Source organism: Variovorax sp. WDL1 (genome assembly GCF_001541225.1).
GTDB lineage: Bacteria > Pseudomonadota > Gammaproteobacteria > Burkholderiales > Burkholderiaceae_C > Variovorax.
On record NZ_LMTS01000327.1, the window covers coordinates 76,944 to 92,398 of the forward strand.

The following is a 15,455-nucleotide window of genomic DNA, read 5'->3' on the forward strand; positions in this document are numbered from 1 at the left end:
GGGCGATTGAAGCAAAAGAAAACGGGGCGCTGGGCCCCGTATTTGCTGATCGAGTGGCGGAGCAGGCGGGATTCGAACCCGCGGAGGGCTATTAACCCTCACACGCTTTCCAGGCGTGCGACTTAAACCACTCATCCACCGCTCCGAAGCCCGCGATTGTAGCAGCGGCGACGGGGCCTTCTCAGGCGGTGCTCGGTGTCTTTCCGGCCTGCACCATGCGCATCGCCGAGGCGATGAGCGCGGCGGTTTCGTTCATGTTGCTGGGCACGATCAGGGTGGTGGTGGCGTCGGCCGCGACCTTGCCGTAGGCATCGACGGCGCGCTCGGCCACCTTCAGCTGCACTGCCTGCTCGCCGCCGGGCTGGCGGATGGCGGCGGCCACGCGTTCGATGGCGCCGGCCGTGGCCTCCGCCACTGCCGTGATGGCCGCCGCCTCGCCCTGCGCGTTGTTGATCTGGGCCTGCTTCTCGCCCTCGGAGCGCGCGATGAAGGCTTCGCGCTCGCCGGTGGCGATGTTGATCTGCTCCTGGCGGCGGCCTTCGGAGGCCGCGATCAGCGCGCGCTTTTCACGCTCGGCCGTGATCTGGCGCTGCATCGCCTGCAGGATCTCCTTCGGCGGCGTCAGGTCCTTGATCTCGTAGCGCAGCACCTTCACCCCCCAGTTCAGCGCCGCCTCGTCGATGGCGGCCACTACCTGTGCGTTGATGATGTCGCGCTCCTCGAAGGTCTTGTCGAGCTCGAGCTTGCCGATCACGCTGCGCAGCGAGGTCTGCGCCAGTTGTGTCACGGCCACGATGTAGTTCGACGAGCCGTAGCTCGCGCGCATCGGGTCGGTGACCTGGAAGTAGAGGATGCCGTCGACCTGCAACTGCGTGTTGTCGCGGGTGATGCAGATCTGGCTCGGGACATCCAGCGGGATCTCCTTCAGGCTGTGCTTGTAGGCCACCTTGTCGATGAAGGGGATCAGGAAGTTGGGCCCGGGCGTCATCGTGTTGTGGTACTTGCCCAGGCGCTCGCGCACCCAGGCGTTCTGCTGGGGCACGAACTTGATGGACTGGCTGATGACGATGATCGCGATGACCAGCAGGACCAGGGGGACGGTGAATTCCATGAAGATGTTTCCTCGTTGTGCTTGTTTGCTTGGGTGTCAGATCTTGTCGACGACCAGCCGGCTGCCGACGACTTCGGCCACCCGGTGCTCGCCGATGCTCGGCGTGACGCCGGGGCGAGGCACCACGGTCCATTGCGCGCCGCGGTAGCGCACGGTGGCAGTGCCGTCCGGATGCCAGGCGTCGACAAAGATGCTTTCGCCGATGTCCAGGTTGATGTCGCGGTTGGCTGCGGCCGGCGGTTCGGCCGGGCGCTTGCGGCGGATCGTGTGCCAGACGAGCACCGCGCCGACGCCGACGACCGCTGCCACGACAAGCTGGGTACCCAGCCCGGCACCGGCATGCGCCGCGATGGCCGCAGCCGCGAAACCCGCACTCAGGAGCAGCAGGTAGACGGTGCCGGACAGCAGCTCCAGCACGATCGCTCCCCCCGCAATCAGCCACCAGACGGTGGAACTCGCCATGTCACGACTCCTCTCTAAGTGAAGGCATGACATTCTGTGTCAAAAGGGCGGCGATCCCTTCATCTGAATTCCGTACACTTCGCGGCTGTTTGCTTGTCCCGCCCCCCGGAGCCCCCCATGAAATTCCGTTTCCCGATCGTCATCATCGACGAGGACTTCCGCTCCGAGAACACCTCGGGACTCAGTATCCGCGCCCTGGCCCAGGCCTTCGAGAGCGAGGGCTTCGAAGTGCTGGGTGTCACCAGCTACGGCGACCTGAGCCAGTTCGCCCAGCAGCAGAGCCGCGCCAGCGCCTTCATCCTGTCGATCGACGACGAGGAGTTCACCCCTGGGCCCGACCTGGATCCGGCGGTATTGAACCTGCGCAACTTCATCGAAGAGGTGAGGCGCAAGAACGCCGACGTGCCGATCTACATCTACGGCGAGACGAAAACCTCACGCCACCTGCCGAACGACATCCTGCGCGAGCTGCACGGCTTCATCCACATGTTCGAGGACACGCCGGAGTTCGTGGCGCGCCACATCATCCGCGAGGCCAAGTCCTACCTCGAAGGGGTGCAGCCGCCGTTCTTCAAGGCGCTGATCGACTATGCGGAAGACGGCTCCTACTCCTGGCACTGCCCCGGCCACTCGGGTGGCGTCGCCTTCCTCAAGAGCCCGGTCGGCCAGATGTTCCATCAGTTCTTCGGCGAGAACATGCTGCGCGCCGACGTCTGCAACGCGGTGGAGGAACTGGGCCAGTTGCTCGACCACACCGGCCCGGTGGCGGCCAGCGAGCGCAACGCGGCGCGCATCTTCAACGCCGACCACTGCTTTTTCGTGACCAACGGCACCAGCACCAGCAACAAGATGGTGTGGCACCACACCGTGGCCCCCGACGACGTGGTGGTGGTGGACCGCAACTGCCACAAGTCGGTGCTGCACGCGATCATCATGACCGGTGCCATTCCCGTCTTCATGAAGCCGACGCGCAACCACTTCGGCATCATCGGCCCGATCCCCAGGAGCGAGTTCGAGCCGGCGGCCATCAAGGACAAGATCCGCGCCAACCCGTTGCTCGCGCATGTCGATGCCGACAAGGTCAAGCCGCGCGTCATGACGCTCACGCAGTCCACCTACGACGGGGTGATCTACAACACCGAGACCATCAAGGGCATGCTCGACGGCTACGTCGACACACTGCACTTCGACGAGGCGTGGCTGCCGCACGCGGCTTTCCATCCCTTCTACGGCGCCTACCATGCAATGGGCAAGCGGCGCGTGCGGCCGAAGGAGTCGCTGGTGTTCGCCACCCAGTCCACCCACAAGCTGCTGGCGGGTATCAGCCAGGCCAGCCACGTGCTGGTGCAGGACTCGCAGAACCGTGCACTCGACCGCGACCTCTTCAACGAGGCCTACCTGATGCACTCCTCGACGAGCCCGCAGTACGCGATCATCGCCAGCTGCGACGTGGCCGCCGCGATGATGGAGCCGCCCGGCGGCACCGCGCTGGTGGAAGAGAGCATCCTCGAGGCGCTGGACTTCCGCCGCGCAATGCGCAAGGTGGAGCAGGAGTTCGGCAAGGACGAGTGGTGGTTCAAGGTCTGGGGCCCCGAGAAGCTGGTGGAGGAAGGCATCGGCCGCGCCAGCGACTGGATCATGCAGGGCGAGTCGCGCAGCGGCCCGAACGCCAGGAACGGCGCACGCAACTGGCACGGCTTCGGCAAGCTCGCCGACGGCTTCAACATGCTGGACCCGATCAAGTCGACCATCGTGACGCCGGGCCTGGACCTGAACGGCAAGTTCGCCGCCACCGGCATTCCGGCCAGCATCGTCACCAAGTTCCTGGCCGAGCACGGTGTGATCGTCGAGAAGACGGGGCTCTACAGCTTCTTCATCATGTTCACCATCGGCATCACCAAGGGCCGCTGGAACACGCTGCTCACGGCGCTGCAGCAGTTCAAGGACGACTACGCGCGCAACCAGCCGATGTGGCGCATCCTGCCGGAGTTCTGCCAGAGCCACCCGGGCTATGAGCGCCTCGGGCTGCGCGACCTCTGCCAGCACGTCCACGAGCTCTATGCGCGCCACGACGTGGCCCGGCTCACGACCGAGATGTACCTGAGCGACCTCCAGCCGGCGATGAAGCCCAGCGACGCCTTCGCACACATCGCGCACCGCAAGACCGAGCGGGTGGAGATCGATCACCTCGAGGGCCGCATCACCACGAGCCTGATCACGCCCTACCCGCCGGGCATTCCGCTGCTGATCCCGGGCGAGGTTTTCAACAAGAAGATCGTCGACTACCTCAAGTTCGCGCGCGCGTTCAACAGCGAGTGCCCGGGCTTCGAGACCGACATCCACGGGCTGGTGGCCCGGTTCGACGAGAGCGGCAAGAAGCGCTACTACGCAGACTGCGTGCGCGCGGGCTGAGGGGCGGCAGGCTAATCCAAATCGGCGCGGCTTTCGTATTGGTTGCAGCCGACGTCATTCCGGCGTCGGTTTCAACCCTCGAGGAGCCTTTCATCATGAGCAGCAGATTCCACCGCCTTGCCTCTCTCACCCTGGCTGCCGCAATGGCGGTCGGCGCCGCCGCGGCCTCGGCGCAAGTCATGGTCGGCGGCGCGCCGATGTCGGCGAGCAAGGACATCATCGACAACGCCGTCAACTCGAAGGACCACACCACGCTGGTGGCAGCGGTCAAGGCCGCAGGGCTGGTCGAAACCCTCAAGGGGCCGGGTCCCTTCACCTTGTTCGCGCCGACCAATGTGGCCTTCGCGGCATTGCCCGCCGGCACCGTGGACACGCTGCTCAAGCCCGAGAACAAGGCCCAGCTGACAGCCGTGCTGACCTATCACGTGGTGCCCGGCAAGCTCGACGCCGCAGCGCTGGGCAGCCAGATCATGGACGGCAAGGGTACGGCCACGCTCAAGACCGCGGCCGGCGGCACGCTCACCGCCAAGGAAAGCGGCGGCAAGATCATGGTGGGCGACGAAAAGGGCGGCTGGGCCACGGTGAGCACCGCCAATGTTTACCAGTCCAACGGCGTGATCCACGTCGTTGACAAGGTACTGCTGCCCAAGTAAGGGATCAGCGGTCTAGGAGGAGGACGCGAGGTCGTCCCGCACCCGCAGGAAGCGCGCGAACCTCGGCAGGCCACCGGGGTTCGTGCCGTTGTAGCGATAGCTGACCCAGCTTCCCACGGCAGGCGGATGGTCGCGCTGCGCGTCGCTGAAGCCGCCGCCCAGCTTGAAGCGCCGGCCTTCGGGCGTCTCGACCAGCAGCGCGCCCATTCGGCCTGCGTGCCGGCCGCGGCCTGGTACATGGGCCAGCACGCGCGCGTCCGCATCCTCGTAGGGCTTGAACTTGAGCAGGTCGGCCGATCGTTCCGTGCGGTAGAGGGAGGCACCCCGATGCAGCATCAGGCCTTCGCCGCCCATGCGCATTGTCTTGTCGAGCAACGCCTGCAACTCCTCGTGCGTGCCGGCCCGCGCCTGGGGCACCGGTACCACCCAGGGGGCGTCCTTCAACGGCAGCAGCTTGCGCAGCGCAGCCAGCCGTGCCGTGAAGTCGCCGGTCTGGGCCGGCAGGTCGAAGACCATGAAGCGGATGTTCCGCCAGGCCGGCTCGTTCGGCGTCTGGTCCCGGACCGTGGATAGCGTCTCCGCAAAGCGCCCGCGGCCCGCCCATAGCTCGCCGTCCATTGGCACCGCCGGCAGCGCTGCGGTGAACCAGGCGGGGGCGGCCACGCGCTCGCCGCCACGTGTCCAGAGCTGCCTGCCGTCCCAGTAGCCGCGCATCCCGTCGTACTTCTCGCTGACCCAATAGTCCGCCAGCGGCATGCCGCGGCGATAGACATCGGCCAGCATGAGCTTCGGCGCGGCTGCATGCGCCAGCGCGAAGGGCGCCAGCGCGAAGGGCGCCAGCGCGAGCGCCGGGCCGAGAAGCAGTAGCTTTCGACGATCCATGTGTTGTTCCCTGAATGATCTTCTTGTCTTGACGCGAGCCGGCCCGCCGCCGGCCGATAGCCCGGAGCGGCGCGGCTATTCGGCGATGCCGCCCACCACCTGGCTGAAGCCGCCGTCGACGTGGGTGATCTCGGCCGTCACGCCGCTGGCCAGGTCACTCAGCAGGAAGGCGGCAACGTTGCCCACTTCCTCGATGGTGACGTTGCGGCGAATCGGCGAGACCTCCGCCACCACGGAGAGGATCTTGCCGAAGCCCTTGATGCCGCTCGCCGCCAACGTCTTGATCGGTCCGGCGCTGATGCCGTTGACACGCATGCCCTTCGGCCCCAGCGACTCGGCCAGGTAGCGCACCGAGGCCTCCAGCGAGGCCTTCGCCAGGCCCATGGTGTTGTAGTTGGGCAGCGCGCGCACAGAGCCCAGGTAGGTGAGCGTGAGCAGGGCCGACTTGTCGTTGAGGTAGGGCAGGGCCGCCTTGGCCATGGCGGGGAAGCTGTAGGCGCTGATGTCGTGCGCCACCTTGAAGCCCTCGCGCGACAGGCCGTCGAGGAAATCGCCGGCGATCGCCTCGCGCGGCGCGAAGCCGATGCTGTGCACGAAACCGTCGAACCTGGGCCAGGTCTGAGACAGGTCGGTGAAAAGCTTGGCGATCTGGGCGTCGTCGCCGACGTCGCAGTCGAACACCAGCTTGGAGCCGAAATCATTGGCGAACTCGGTGATGCGGTCCTTGAAACGCTCGCCTACGTAGCTGAAGGCAAGCTCGGCGCCTTGCTCATGGCACGCCTTGGCGATGCCGTAAGCGATGGAGCGGTTGCTCAGCACGCCGGTGATCAGGAATTTTTTGCCGGAAAGAAAGCCCATGGAGCGACCTCGTGAAAATCTTGGGCAGAATTCTCGCATGCGAGGTTGGCTGCTCTTGGTGTTGGCGCTCTCGGCTGCCCCCTCGTGGGCTGCCTATGCGTACGCGCAGTTCGGTGACATCAAGTACCCGCCCGACTTCACGCATTTCAGCTATGTGAATCCGAACGCGCCCAAGGGCGGCGAGATCCGCATGGTGCCGCCGACGCGGCCGACGAACTTCGACAAGTTCAATCCTTTCACGCTCAAGGGCACCGCGCCCTACGGCATCGGCGCCTTGCTTTTCGAGAGCCTTTTGACCGGCAATTCGGAGGAGCCGACCACGGCCTACGGGCTTCTGGCCGAGGACGTCGAGGTCGCAGGCGACAGGCGCTCGGCGACCTTTCGCATCCGGCCCAGCGCGCGCTTCAACGACGGCTCGCCGGTGCTGGCCGCCGATGTCGTGCATTCCTTCACGACCCTCACGGGCCCCCTGGCGGCACCTCAGTTCCGCACGATCTATGCAGAGGTGAAGGGTGTCAAGGCGCTGGGCGAGCGACTCGTGCGCTTCGAGTTCGCAAGCCCCAATCCCGAGCTGCCGCTGGTGGTGGGCGGCATGGCCGTGTTCAGCCGGTCATGGGGAGCCGGCAAGCCTTTCGACCAGGTCACGACGGAGGTGCCGATCGGCTCCGGACCCTACCGGATTGCCAACCCGCGGATGGGCCGCGACATCACCTATGCACGCGATCCGAACTACTGGGGTGCCGACATTCCGGTGCGCAAGGGCTTCTTCAACTTCGATCGCATCACCTTCAAGATCTACCTCGACGACACCTCGCGCTTCGAAGGACTCAAGGCCGGCGAATTCGACTTCATGCGCGAGTTCACCTCGCGCAACTGGGCGCGCCAATACACGGGAAAGCAGTTCGCATCGGGCGAGCTCCTCAAGCGCGCGTTCGAGAACCAGAACCCCGGAGATTTCCAGGGCTATGTGTTCAACCTGCGCAACCCGAAGTTCAAGGACATCCGGGTACGGCAGGCCATCGGACTCGCGTTCGATTTCGAGTGGCTCAACAAGCAGCTCTTCTACGGCCTGTACAAGCGGGTCCAGGGCTACTACCCGAACAGCGAGTTCCATGCCGAAGGACTGCCCAAGCCGGACGAGCTGGCGCTGCTCGAGCCGCTGCGCGACAAGCTGCGCCCCGAAGTGTTCGGTCCCGCGGCGATTCCGCCGAGCACAGCGCCTCCGGGGAGCCTGCGTGAGAACCTGCGCAATGCCAGGAATCTGCTGGCCGATGCAGGCTGGACGTATCGCGAGGGCGCCCTGCGCAACGAGAAAGGCGAGGCCTTCACCATCGAGTTCCTGAACGATCAGCCGTCGCTGATCCGAGTCGTGACCCCGTTGCAGACCGCGTTGCTGAAGCTGGGCATCCAGATGAGCTTCCGCACGGTGGACTTCTCGCTCTCGCAGCAGCGCATGGACAACTTCGACTTCGAGATGACGTCCGTGCGCCTGCCCGGCACCACGGCGCCGGGCGGGGAGCTGCTGGAGTTGTTCGGCTCCAAGGCGGCGGCAACCCACGGTTCGCGGAACATCTGGGGCATTGCGGATCCAGCGGTCGATGCCCTGCTGCAGAAGGTCGTGAGCGCCACGACCCGGCCAGAGCTCAGCGCCGCCATGCGCTCGCTCGATCGCGTGCTCTCGCACGGGCACTACTCGGTCCCCCAGTACTATGGCGACGCCTTCCTGATCGGCTACCGGCCTCGGCCCTTCGTTCTGCCGGACAGGATTCCGCCCTACTACCAGGCCGACACCTGGGCCATGAGCACGTGGTGGGCATCGCCCTCCAACAAGTGAAACCGCGATGGTCAGCTACATCCTCAAACGCCTGCTGCTGATGGTGCCCACGCTCTTCGGCGTGCTGCTGCTGACCTTCGTCACGGTCCAGTTCGTGCCGGGCGGGCCCGTCGAGCAGATGGTGGCGCAGCTGCAGGGGCGGGATTCGGGCGGCGAGCGCGCGGCCAGCTCGGGCGCCGGCTACCGTGGCCGGCAGGGCCTGGACGAGAAGCGCATCGAGGAGATCAAGAAGCTCTACGGCTTCGACAAGCCGCCTGCGGAACGCTTCTGGATGATGCTCAAGTCCTTCGCGCGCCTCGATCTGGGGACCAGCTTCTACCAGCACAAGGACGTCTGGGAACTGGTCAAGGAAAAGCTCCCGGTCTCGATCAGCCTCGGCCTCTGGACCTTCTTCATCAGCTACCTGATCGCGGTGCCGCTCGGCGTGGCGAAGGCCGTGCGCGCCGGGTCGCGATTCGATACCGTCACCACGCTGATCGTGCTGGTGGGCTACGCCATTCCGGGTTTCGTGCTTGGGGTGGCGTTGCTGGTGGTGTTCGGCGGGCAGCTCCAGTGGTTCCCGCTGCGCGGCTTGACGTCGTCCAACTGGGACAGCTTGGGATGGAGCGCGAAGATCGTCGACTACCTGTGGCACATTGCGCTGCCGGTGACGGCCATGGTGCTGGGCAGCTTTGCCGTGACTGCGATGCTGACCAAGAACTCCTTCCTCGAGGAGATCCGAAAGCAGTACGTGCTGACCGCGCGCGCCAAGGGCCTGACCGAGCGCAAGGTGCTTTGGAAGCACGTGTTCCGCAATGCGCTGATTCCGATCATCACCGGCTTTCCGGCCGCCTTCATCGGCGCCTTCTTCACTGGGTCGTTGCTGATCGAGACCCTGTTCTCGCTCGACGGGTTGGGCCTCCTGAGCTACGAGAGCGTGATCAGGCGCGATTACCCGGTGGTGCTCGGCACCCTCTACCTTTTCACCCTGATCGGCCTCGTGACCAAGCTCGTTTCCGATCTCTGCTACGTCCTCGTGGACCCGAGGGTGAAGTTTGACTAGCGCAACGTCCTCGGTTTCCCCCGCCCGGCGCGCCTGGCTGCGCTTCAAGCGCAACAGGCTCGGGTTCTGGAGCCTCGCGCTTTTCAGCGTCCTGGTGGTCCTGAGCCTGTTCGCCGAAATTGTCTCGACCGACAAGCCGCTGGTGGTGCGCTACGAAGGGCAGACCTACTTCCCGGTGCTGCGCAACTACTCCGAGAAGACCTTCGGCGGCGATTTCGAAACGCCCGCCGACTACCTCGATCCCTTCATCCGCGAGCGAATCACCCAGGGTGGCAACTGGGCGATCTATGCGCCCAACCCCTACGGGCCGAAGACGCTCAACTACTTCGCGACATCGCCCAATCCGGCCGCCCCTTCGAGGGAGAATTTCCTGGGAAGTGACGACCGTGGCCGCGACCTGCTGGCGCAACTGATCTACGGCTTCCGCGTCAGCGTCCTGTTCGCGCTGGCGCTCACCGCCATCGGCGTGGTGCTCGGTATCGTCACCGGAGCGATCCAGGGCTACTTCGGCGGCAAGACCGACCTCGCTTTCCAGCGTTTCATCGAGATCTGGAGCTCCATGCCCGAGCTCTATCTGCTGATCATCTTCAGCGCCATCTTCGCGCCCAGCGTGGCGCTGCTGCTGGTCCTGCTGAGCCTGTTCGGCTGGATGGGCCTGTCGGACTACGTGCGCGCCGAGTTCCTGCGCAATCGGCAGATGGACTATGTGCGGGCCGCCCGCGCGCTCGGCGTGGGCAATCTGCAGATCATGCGGCGCCATATCCTGCCCAACAGCATGACGCCGGTCGTGACCTTCCTGCCGTTTCGCATGAGCTCGGCGATCCTGGCGCTCACCTCGCTCGACTTCCTGGGCCTGGGCGTGCCGCCGGGCACGCCCTCGCTGGGCGAATTGCTGAGCCAGGGCAAGGCCAACATCGATGCCTGGTGGATCTCGATCTCTACCTTCGCCGTACTTGTCGTGACGCTGATGCTCCTGACCTTCATGGGCGATGCCTTGCGCGATGCGCTCGATCCGCGGAAGGCCGACCGATGAACGCAGCGTCGGGCCCGTCGAAGTGCAAGGCGAGGGAGGCGGTATGAGCACGGCGCTGCTCGAGGTGCGAGGCCTGCGTGTCTCCTTCGGTGGCAAGGAAGTGGTGCGCGGCATCGATTTCGGCATTGCGCCCTGCGAAAAGCTGGCCCTGGTGGGCGAATCGGGCTCCGGCAAGACCGTGACAGCACTGAGCCTGCTTCGGCTCGCCCTCAACGCCGAAGTGTCCGGCCACGCGCGGCTGGCCGGCAACGGGGAGGGCGCCGGCCCGCGCGATCTGCTGACCCTGCCCGAGCGCGACCTGCGCGCGATCCGCGGCAAGGAGGTCGCGATGATCTTCCAGGAGCCGATGACCGCCCTGAACGCGCTCTACACCGTGGGTGACCAGATCGCCGAGGTCCTGGAAGTGCACGAGGCGCTGCCCAGGCGCGCGGCGCAGGAGGCGGCGGTCCAGCTCCTGGCAGACACCGGCATCCCGGAGCCGGCGCGCCGGGCGCGGGCCTTTCCGCACCAGCTTTCGGGCGGCCAGCGCCAGCGCGCCATGATCGCCATGGCCCTGGCCTGCAAGCCCCGCCTGCTGCTGGCCGATGAGCCCACCACGGCGCTCGACGTGACGGTGCGGGCGCAGATCCTCGACCTGCTGGCCGAGCTGCAGGACAAGCATCGCATGGCCGTGCTGATGATCACGCACGACCTCAACATGGTGCGCCGCTTCGCCGACCGCGTGGCGGTGATGGAGAACGGTGCGATCGTCGAACAGGGCGCCGTGGCCCAGGTGTTCGGAACCCCGCAGCATGCCTACACCCGCAAGCTGATCGACAGCCGGCCTGCGCGCGATGTGCCCCCTGTGCCCTCCCAGCAGGAGCCGCCGGTGCTGGAGGCCCAAGGCCTGCGGGTGAGCTACCCGGTCTCGCGCCCCGGCTTCGCCGGCTGGTTCCGCAAGGGCGAGTTCGTGGCGGTGCAAGGCGCCGATTTCCGCATCGGGCAGGGCGAGACCTTGGGGGTGGTGGGCGAGTCGGGCTCGGGCAAGTCGACCCTGGCCTTGGCCGCCCTGGGCCTGCTCAGACACGGTGGCAGCCTCGGCGTCACGGGCCAACGCTGGAACAGCGGCCGGGCGAGCGACCGCGCGCTGCGCCGGCAGATGCAGGTGGTGTTCCAGGACCCGTTTTCCTCGCTCTCGCCGCGCATGACGGTGGAGCAGATCGTCGGAGAAGGCCTGACGGTGCACGCGCCCGAACTCGACATCGCCGCCCGCCGCGTACGCGCGCTCGAGGCCTTGGCCGATGTGGGCCTGACCGAGGCCCAGTTCCCGTCGCTCCTCGATCGCTATCCCCATGAATTCTCCGGTGGCCAGCGCCAGCGCCTGGCCATCGCGCGGGCGCTGATCGTCGGCCCGCGGCTCCTGGTACTCGACGAGCCCACCAGTGCCCTCGATGTCACCATTCAGAAGCAGGTGCTGGGCCTGTTGCAGCGCCTGCAGCGCGAGCGCGGCCTGAGTTACCTGCTGATCACGCACGACGTCGAGGTGATCCGCGCCATGGCGCATCAGGTCATCGTGATGAAGGACGGCGCGATCCTCGAATCCGGCGCTGCCCTGCGGGTCCTCGATGCGCCGGAGCATCCCTACACGCAGAAGCTGGTGGCCGCGGCCGTTGGCTGATCGAACGAATCCGGAAACGCATCGATGTCGACAATCGGAAGCGACCGGCGCAGCGCGTGGCGCGCCGCGCTGGCCTGCATGGTGGCCCTGGCGGTGGCGATGGGTCTCGGGCGATTCGCCTTCACCCCCATGCTGCCGGTCATGCTGCACGAGGGCCGGCTGGGCCTGGAAGCGGGCGGACTGCTGGCGTCGCTCAACTACCTCGGCTACTTCCTGGGCGCGCTGTCCTGCGCGGCGATCCGGGTCGAGGCTGCCCACATGGTGCGCGGCGGGCTGGTCGCCACAGCGGCGCTGCTGCTCGGGATGGGGCTGTGGGACAGCTTCACCGCCTGGGGCGTGCTGCGCACGGCGGCGGGGGTTGTGAGCGCCTGGACCTTCGTCTTCGCGTCGGGCTGGGGTCTCAGGCGCCTGGCCGAGACGCACGCGCCCACCCTGCAGGGGGTGATCTACACCGGCCCCGGCATCGGCATTGCGGTCACGGGGCTGCTGGGCGGCGCGATCGGCCGCTGGGGTTCGGAGGCCGGGTGGATCGGCTTCGGGCTGTTGTCGGCGGTGCTGATCGCCGGAGTCTGGCGCATGTTCGGCGACGGTGCGCATGCGCTGGCGCCCGCGCGGTCCGCAGCCTTGGCCTCTGCCGAGCCAGCCGACTCCGCCGCCGCCAGAGCCGATGCGTGGTGGCTGGTCGCGCTCTACGGCCTCGCCGGCTTCGGCTACATCATCACCGCCACATTCTTGCCCGTGATCGCGCGCCAGGCTCTGCCGGGATCGTCCTGGCCCGACTTCTTCTGGCCGCTGTTCGGTCTGGCGGTGGTGCCGGGCGCACTGATCGGCGCGCGGGCGCCTGTCCGCTGGGACAATCGGCTGCTGCTGGGACTCGCCTACGGGCTGCAGGCGGTCGGTGTGCTGCTGTCGGTGGCCTGGCCGAGCATCGGCGGCTTCATGCTGGGCAGCTTGCTGCTGGGCCTGCCGTTCACGGCGATCACCCTCTTCGCGATGCGGGAGGCGCGCCGCCTGCGGGGGAACGCGGCGGCCGGGCTGATCGGCTATGCGACGGCTTCCTATGGCGTCGGGCAGATCCTGGGACCGCTCTTCGCCGCCCCGCTGGCCCAGCGCACAGGCTCTTTCACCCTGCCGCTCCTGGTGGCTGCAGCTGCGCTGGCGCTGGGTGCGCTGCTGTTCGCCTCGGTCTGGTGGCGTGCCAGGCGGTCGGCAGGCGCCATTGCGGCCTAGAAAGGAGCGATTCCTGACACGTTTGGCATATAATTCGAGGCTCACGACCAAACGGGCGGGTACCTACCGCCCGTTTTTTATTGGTCGAAGCATTTTTCGCGGCGCTGGGCGGGCGGCGCACCGACACACACAGAAGGCGCACTAAAGCACGTGGCATTGCAGCAGACAGTGGAACGAACCGTGGCCGGCCTCGGCTACGACCTGGTCGAGATCGAACGCTCGGCGGGAGGGCTGCTGCGTGTCACGATTGATTTGCCCTGGAGCGGCCCCACATCGGAGGCTGCGGCACCCGGCGCGCCGGAGGCTCTCGTCACCGTCGAGGATTGCGAAAAGGTCACCCGCCAGCTGCAGTTCGCGCTCGAGGTGGACGACATCGACTACAAGCGCCTCGAGGTTTCTTCGCCGGGGATTGACCGGCCGCTGCGCAATGCGCAGGATTTCGAACGTTTCGTCGGCGAGGTGATCGACATCACGCTGAAGGCGCCCATGGGCGCCGCCGCGGGGGGGCAGGTGGCGGCCAACCGCAAGAAATTTCGCGGCACGCTGGAGCGGGTCGCAGGGGCCGATGGAGCCCAGGGCTGGCAGATCGTCTGGAGCCAGGAGCCCGAAGGAAAGACGGCGCCGAAGCCCGGCCAGAAGATCAGCGCGAAGCGCGCGCCCGCCCCGGTGCAGGCGCTGGGCTTCACCCTGGACGAGCTGCGCGAGGCGCGGCTCGCCCCGATCGTGGATTTCAAGGGGCGCAGGCCCAAACCCGACGTGACGGTGTCGGACTGAACAAGGAGAGTGGTGGCATGAATCGCGAAATGTTGATGTTGGTGGATGCGATCTCGCGCGAGAAGAACGTCGAACGCGACGTTGTCTTCGGCGCGGTCGAGTCCGCCTTGGCGCAAGCCACCAAGAAGCTCTACCAGGGCGATGTGGACATTCGCGTTGCGGTGGATCGCGACAGCGGCGACTACGAGACCTTCCGCCGCTGGCACGTGGTGCCCGACGAGGCTGGCCTGCAGCTGCCCGACCAGGAGATCCTGCTGTTCGAGGCCAAGGAAGAGATGCCCGACATCGAGGTAGACGAGTACATCGAGGAGTCGGTGGATTCGGTGCCGATCGGGCGCATCGGCGCGATGGCGGCCAAGCAGGTCATCCTGCAGAAGATCCGCGACGCCGAGCGCGAGATGCTGCTCAACGACTTCATGTCGCGCGGCGAGAAGATCTTCACCGGCACCGTCAAGCGTCTCGACAAGGGCGACATCATCGTCGAGGCGGGGCGCGTCGAAGGGCGACTGCGCCGCAGTGAAATGATCTCCAAGGAGAACCTGCGCAACGGCGACCGTGTACGGGCGATGATCATGGAGGTCGACCTCACGCTGCGCGGCGCGCCCATCATCCTGTCGCGCGCGGCGCCCGAGTTCATGATCGAGCTGTTCCGCCAGGAAGTGCCCGAGATCGAGCAGGGTCTGCTCGAGATCAAGAGCTGCGCCCGCGACCCCGGCTCGCGCGCCAAGATCGCGGTGCTCTCGCACGACAAGCGTGTCGATTCGATCGGCACCTGCGTCGGCGTGCGCGGCACGCGCGTCAACGCCGTCACCAACGAGCTCGCCGGCGAGCGCGTGGACATCGTGCTGTGGAGCGAGGACCCGGCACAGTTCGTGATCGGCGCGCTCGCCCCGGCCAACGTGTCGTCGATCGTGGTCGACGAGGAAAAGCACGCCATGGACGTGGTGGTCGACGAGGAAAACCTCGCGATCGCGATCGGCCGCGGCGGCCAGAACGTGCGGCTTGCCTCCGAGCTGACCGGCTGGAAGATCAACATCATGGATGCCAACGAGTCTGCCCAGAAGCAGGCGAGCGAGACCGACGCCAGCCGCAAGCTCTTCATGGAGAAGCTCGACGTCGACGAGGAGATCGCCGACATCCTTATCTCCGAGGGCTTCACCAGCCTGGAGGAGGTGGCCTACGTGCCCATCTCCGAGCTGCTCGAGATCGAGAGCTTCGACGAGGACACGATCAACGAGCTGCGCTCGCGCGCGAAGGATGCGCTGCTCACCATGGAAATCGCCCGGGAAGAGAACGTCGAGAGCGTCTCGCAGGACCTGCGCGATCTCGCGGGCCTCGACCCCGCCCTGATCCCGAAGCTGGCCGAAGCGGGCGTGCATACGCGCGACGACCTGGCCGACCTCGCGGTCGACGAACTCACCGAAATCACCGGCCAGAGCGCCGATGAAGCCAAGAACCTGATCTTGAAGGCCCGCGAACACTGGTTCGCCGGCCAAGAGTGACGGTC

General features: G+C 66.4%; 13 protein-coding genes and 1 tRNA gene. 9 read left to right on the forward strand and 5 right to left on the reverse strand.

The annotated features are described in order from the left end of the window. Window positions 1-54: 54 nt before the first annotated feature. The 3 genes from APY03_RS37365 to APY03_RS37375 all read right to left on the reverse strand — a co-directional run bounded on the left by APY03_RS37365 (window position 55) and on the right by APY03_RS37375 (window position 1,573). Window positions 55-145: transfer RNA gene (locus APY03_RS37365), tRNA-Ser, on the reverse strand. Between the two features lie 36 nt (window positions 146-181). Further along, a complete protein-coding gene (locus tag APY03_RS37370) occupies window positions 182-1,111 on the reverse strand; it encodes an SPFH domain-containing protein (RefSeq protein WP_068685486.1) in 930 nt (309 codons plus the stop codon). Between the two features lie 36 nt (window positions 1,112-1,147). After that, the gene (locus tag APY03_RS37375; RefSeq protein ID WP_068685488.1) at window positions 1,148-1,573 is read right to left on the reverse strand and encodes an NfeD family protein; all 426 of its coding nucleotides are present in this window, start codon (window positions 1,571-1,573) and stop codon (window positions 1,148-1,150) included. Between the two features lie 117 nt (window positions 1,574-1,690). On the opposite strand from APY03_RS37375, the gene APY03_RS37380 reads away from it, so the two are divergent. After that, window positions 1,691-3,985 (forward strand): arginine/lysine/ornithine decarboxylase, encoded by a 2,295-nt coding sequence (locus tag APY03_RS37380; RefSeq protein WP_068685489.1) that lies wholly within the window; start codon window positions 1,691-1,693, stop codon window positions 3,983-3,985. Window positions 3,986-4,080: 95 nt separating this feature from the next. Next, complete coding sequence (locus APY03_RS37385) at window positions 4,081-4,638, forward strand: fasciclin domain-containing protein (protein ID WP_068685490.1); 558 nt, start codon at window positions 4,081-4,083, stop codon at window positions 4,636-4,638. 12 nt (window positions 4,639-4,650) lie between these two features. On the opposite strand, the gene APY03_RS37390 is transcribed toward APY03_RS37385, so the two are convergent. Both APY03_RS37390 and fabI read right to left on the reverse strand, forming a co-directional pair. Next, entirely contained in the window at window positions 4,651-5,520 is an 870-nt protein-coding gene (locus APY03_RS37390; protein WP_068685491.1) for a DNA ligase, read from the reverse strand. Between the two features lie 75 nt (window positions 5,521-5,595). After that, window positions 5,596-6,378 (reverse strand): enoyl-ACP reductase FabI, encoded by a 783-nt coding sequence (gene fabI, locus APY03_RS37395; protein ID WP_068685492.1) that lies wholly within the window; start codon window positions 6,376-6,378, stop codon window positions 5,596-5,598. A gap of 37 nt (window positions 6,379-6,415) precedes the next feature. Here fabI and APY03_RS37400 point away from each other — a divergent pair, with 37 nt between their 5' ends. From APY03_RS37400 to nusA, 7 genes are all read left to right on the forward strand, one after another. Then, window positions 6,416-8,212, forward strand: a complete 1,797-nt coding sequence (locus APY03_RS37400; RefSeq protein ID WP_068685493.1) for an extracellular solute-binding protein — start codon at window positions 6,416-6,418, stop codon at window positions 8,210-8,212. Window positions 8,213-8,219: 7 nt separating this feature from the next. Then, window positions 8,220-9,254, forward strand: coding sequence for a microcin C ABC transporter permease YejB (locus tag APY03_RS37405; protein ID WP_068685494.1), 1,035 nt, complete (start codon window positions 8,220-8,222; stop codon window positions 9,252-9,254). Beyond that, window positions 9,247-10,287, forward strand: a complete 1,041-nt coding sequence (locus APY03_RS37410) for an ABC transporter permease (protein WP_068685496.1) — start codon at window positions 9,247-9,249, stop codon at window positions 10,285-10,287. The genes APY03_RS37405 and APY03_RS37410 overlap by 8 nt, the downstream gene beginning before the upstream one ends. Window positions 10,288-10,330: 43 nt before the next feature. Next, window positions 10,331-11,944, forward strand: a complete 1,614-nt coding sequence (locus APY03_RS37415; RefSeq protein ID WP_068685498.1) for an ABC transporter ATP-binding protein — start codon at window positions 10,331-10,333, stop codon at window positions 11,942-11,944. A gap of 24 nt (window positions 11,945-11,968) precedes the next feature. Next, a complete protein-coding gene (locus APY03_RS37420) occupies window positions 11,969-13,174 on the forward strand; it encodes a YbfB/YjiJ family MFS transporter (protein ID WP_068685500.1) in 1,206 nt (401 codons plus the stop codon). Window positions 13,175-13,324: 150 nt separating this feature from the next. After that, window positions 13,325-13,948, forward strand: a complete 624-nt coding sequence (gene rimP / locus APY03_RS37425) for a ribosome maturation factor RimP (protein ID WP_068685502.1) — start codon at window positions 13,325-13,327, stop codon at window positions 13,946-13,948. A gap of 17 nt (window positions 13,949-13,965) precedes the next feature. Beyond that, the gene (gene nusA / locus APY03_RS37430) at window positions 13,966-15,450 is read left to right on the forward strand and encodes a transcription termination factor NusA (protein ID WP_068685504.1); all 1,485 of its coding nucleotides are present in this window, start codon (window positions 13,966-13,968) and stop codon (window positions 15,448-15,450) included. Window positions 15,451-15,455 lie beyond the last annotated feature (5 nt).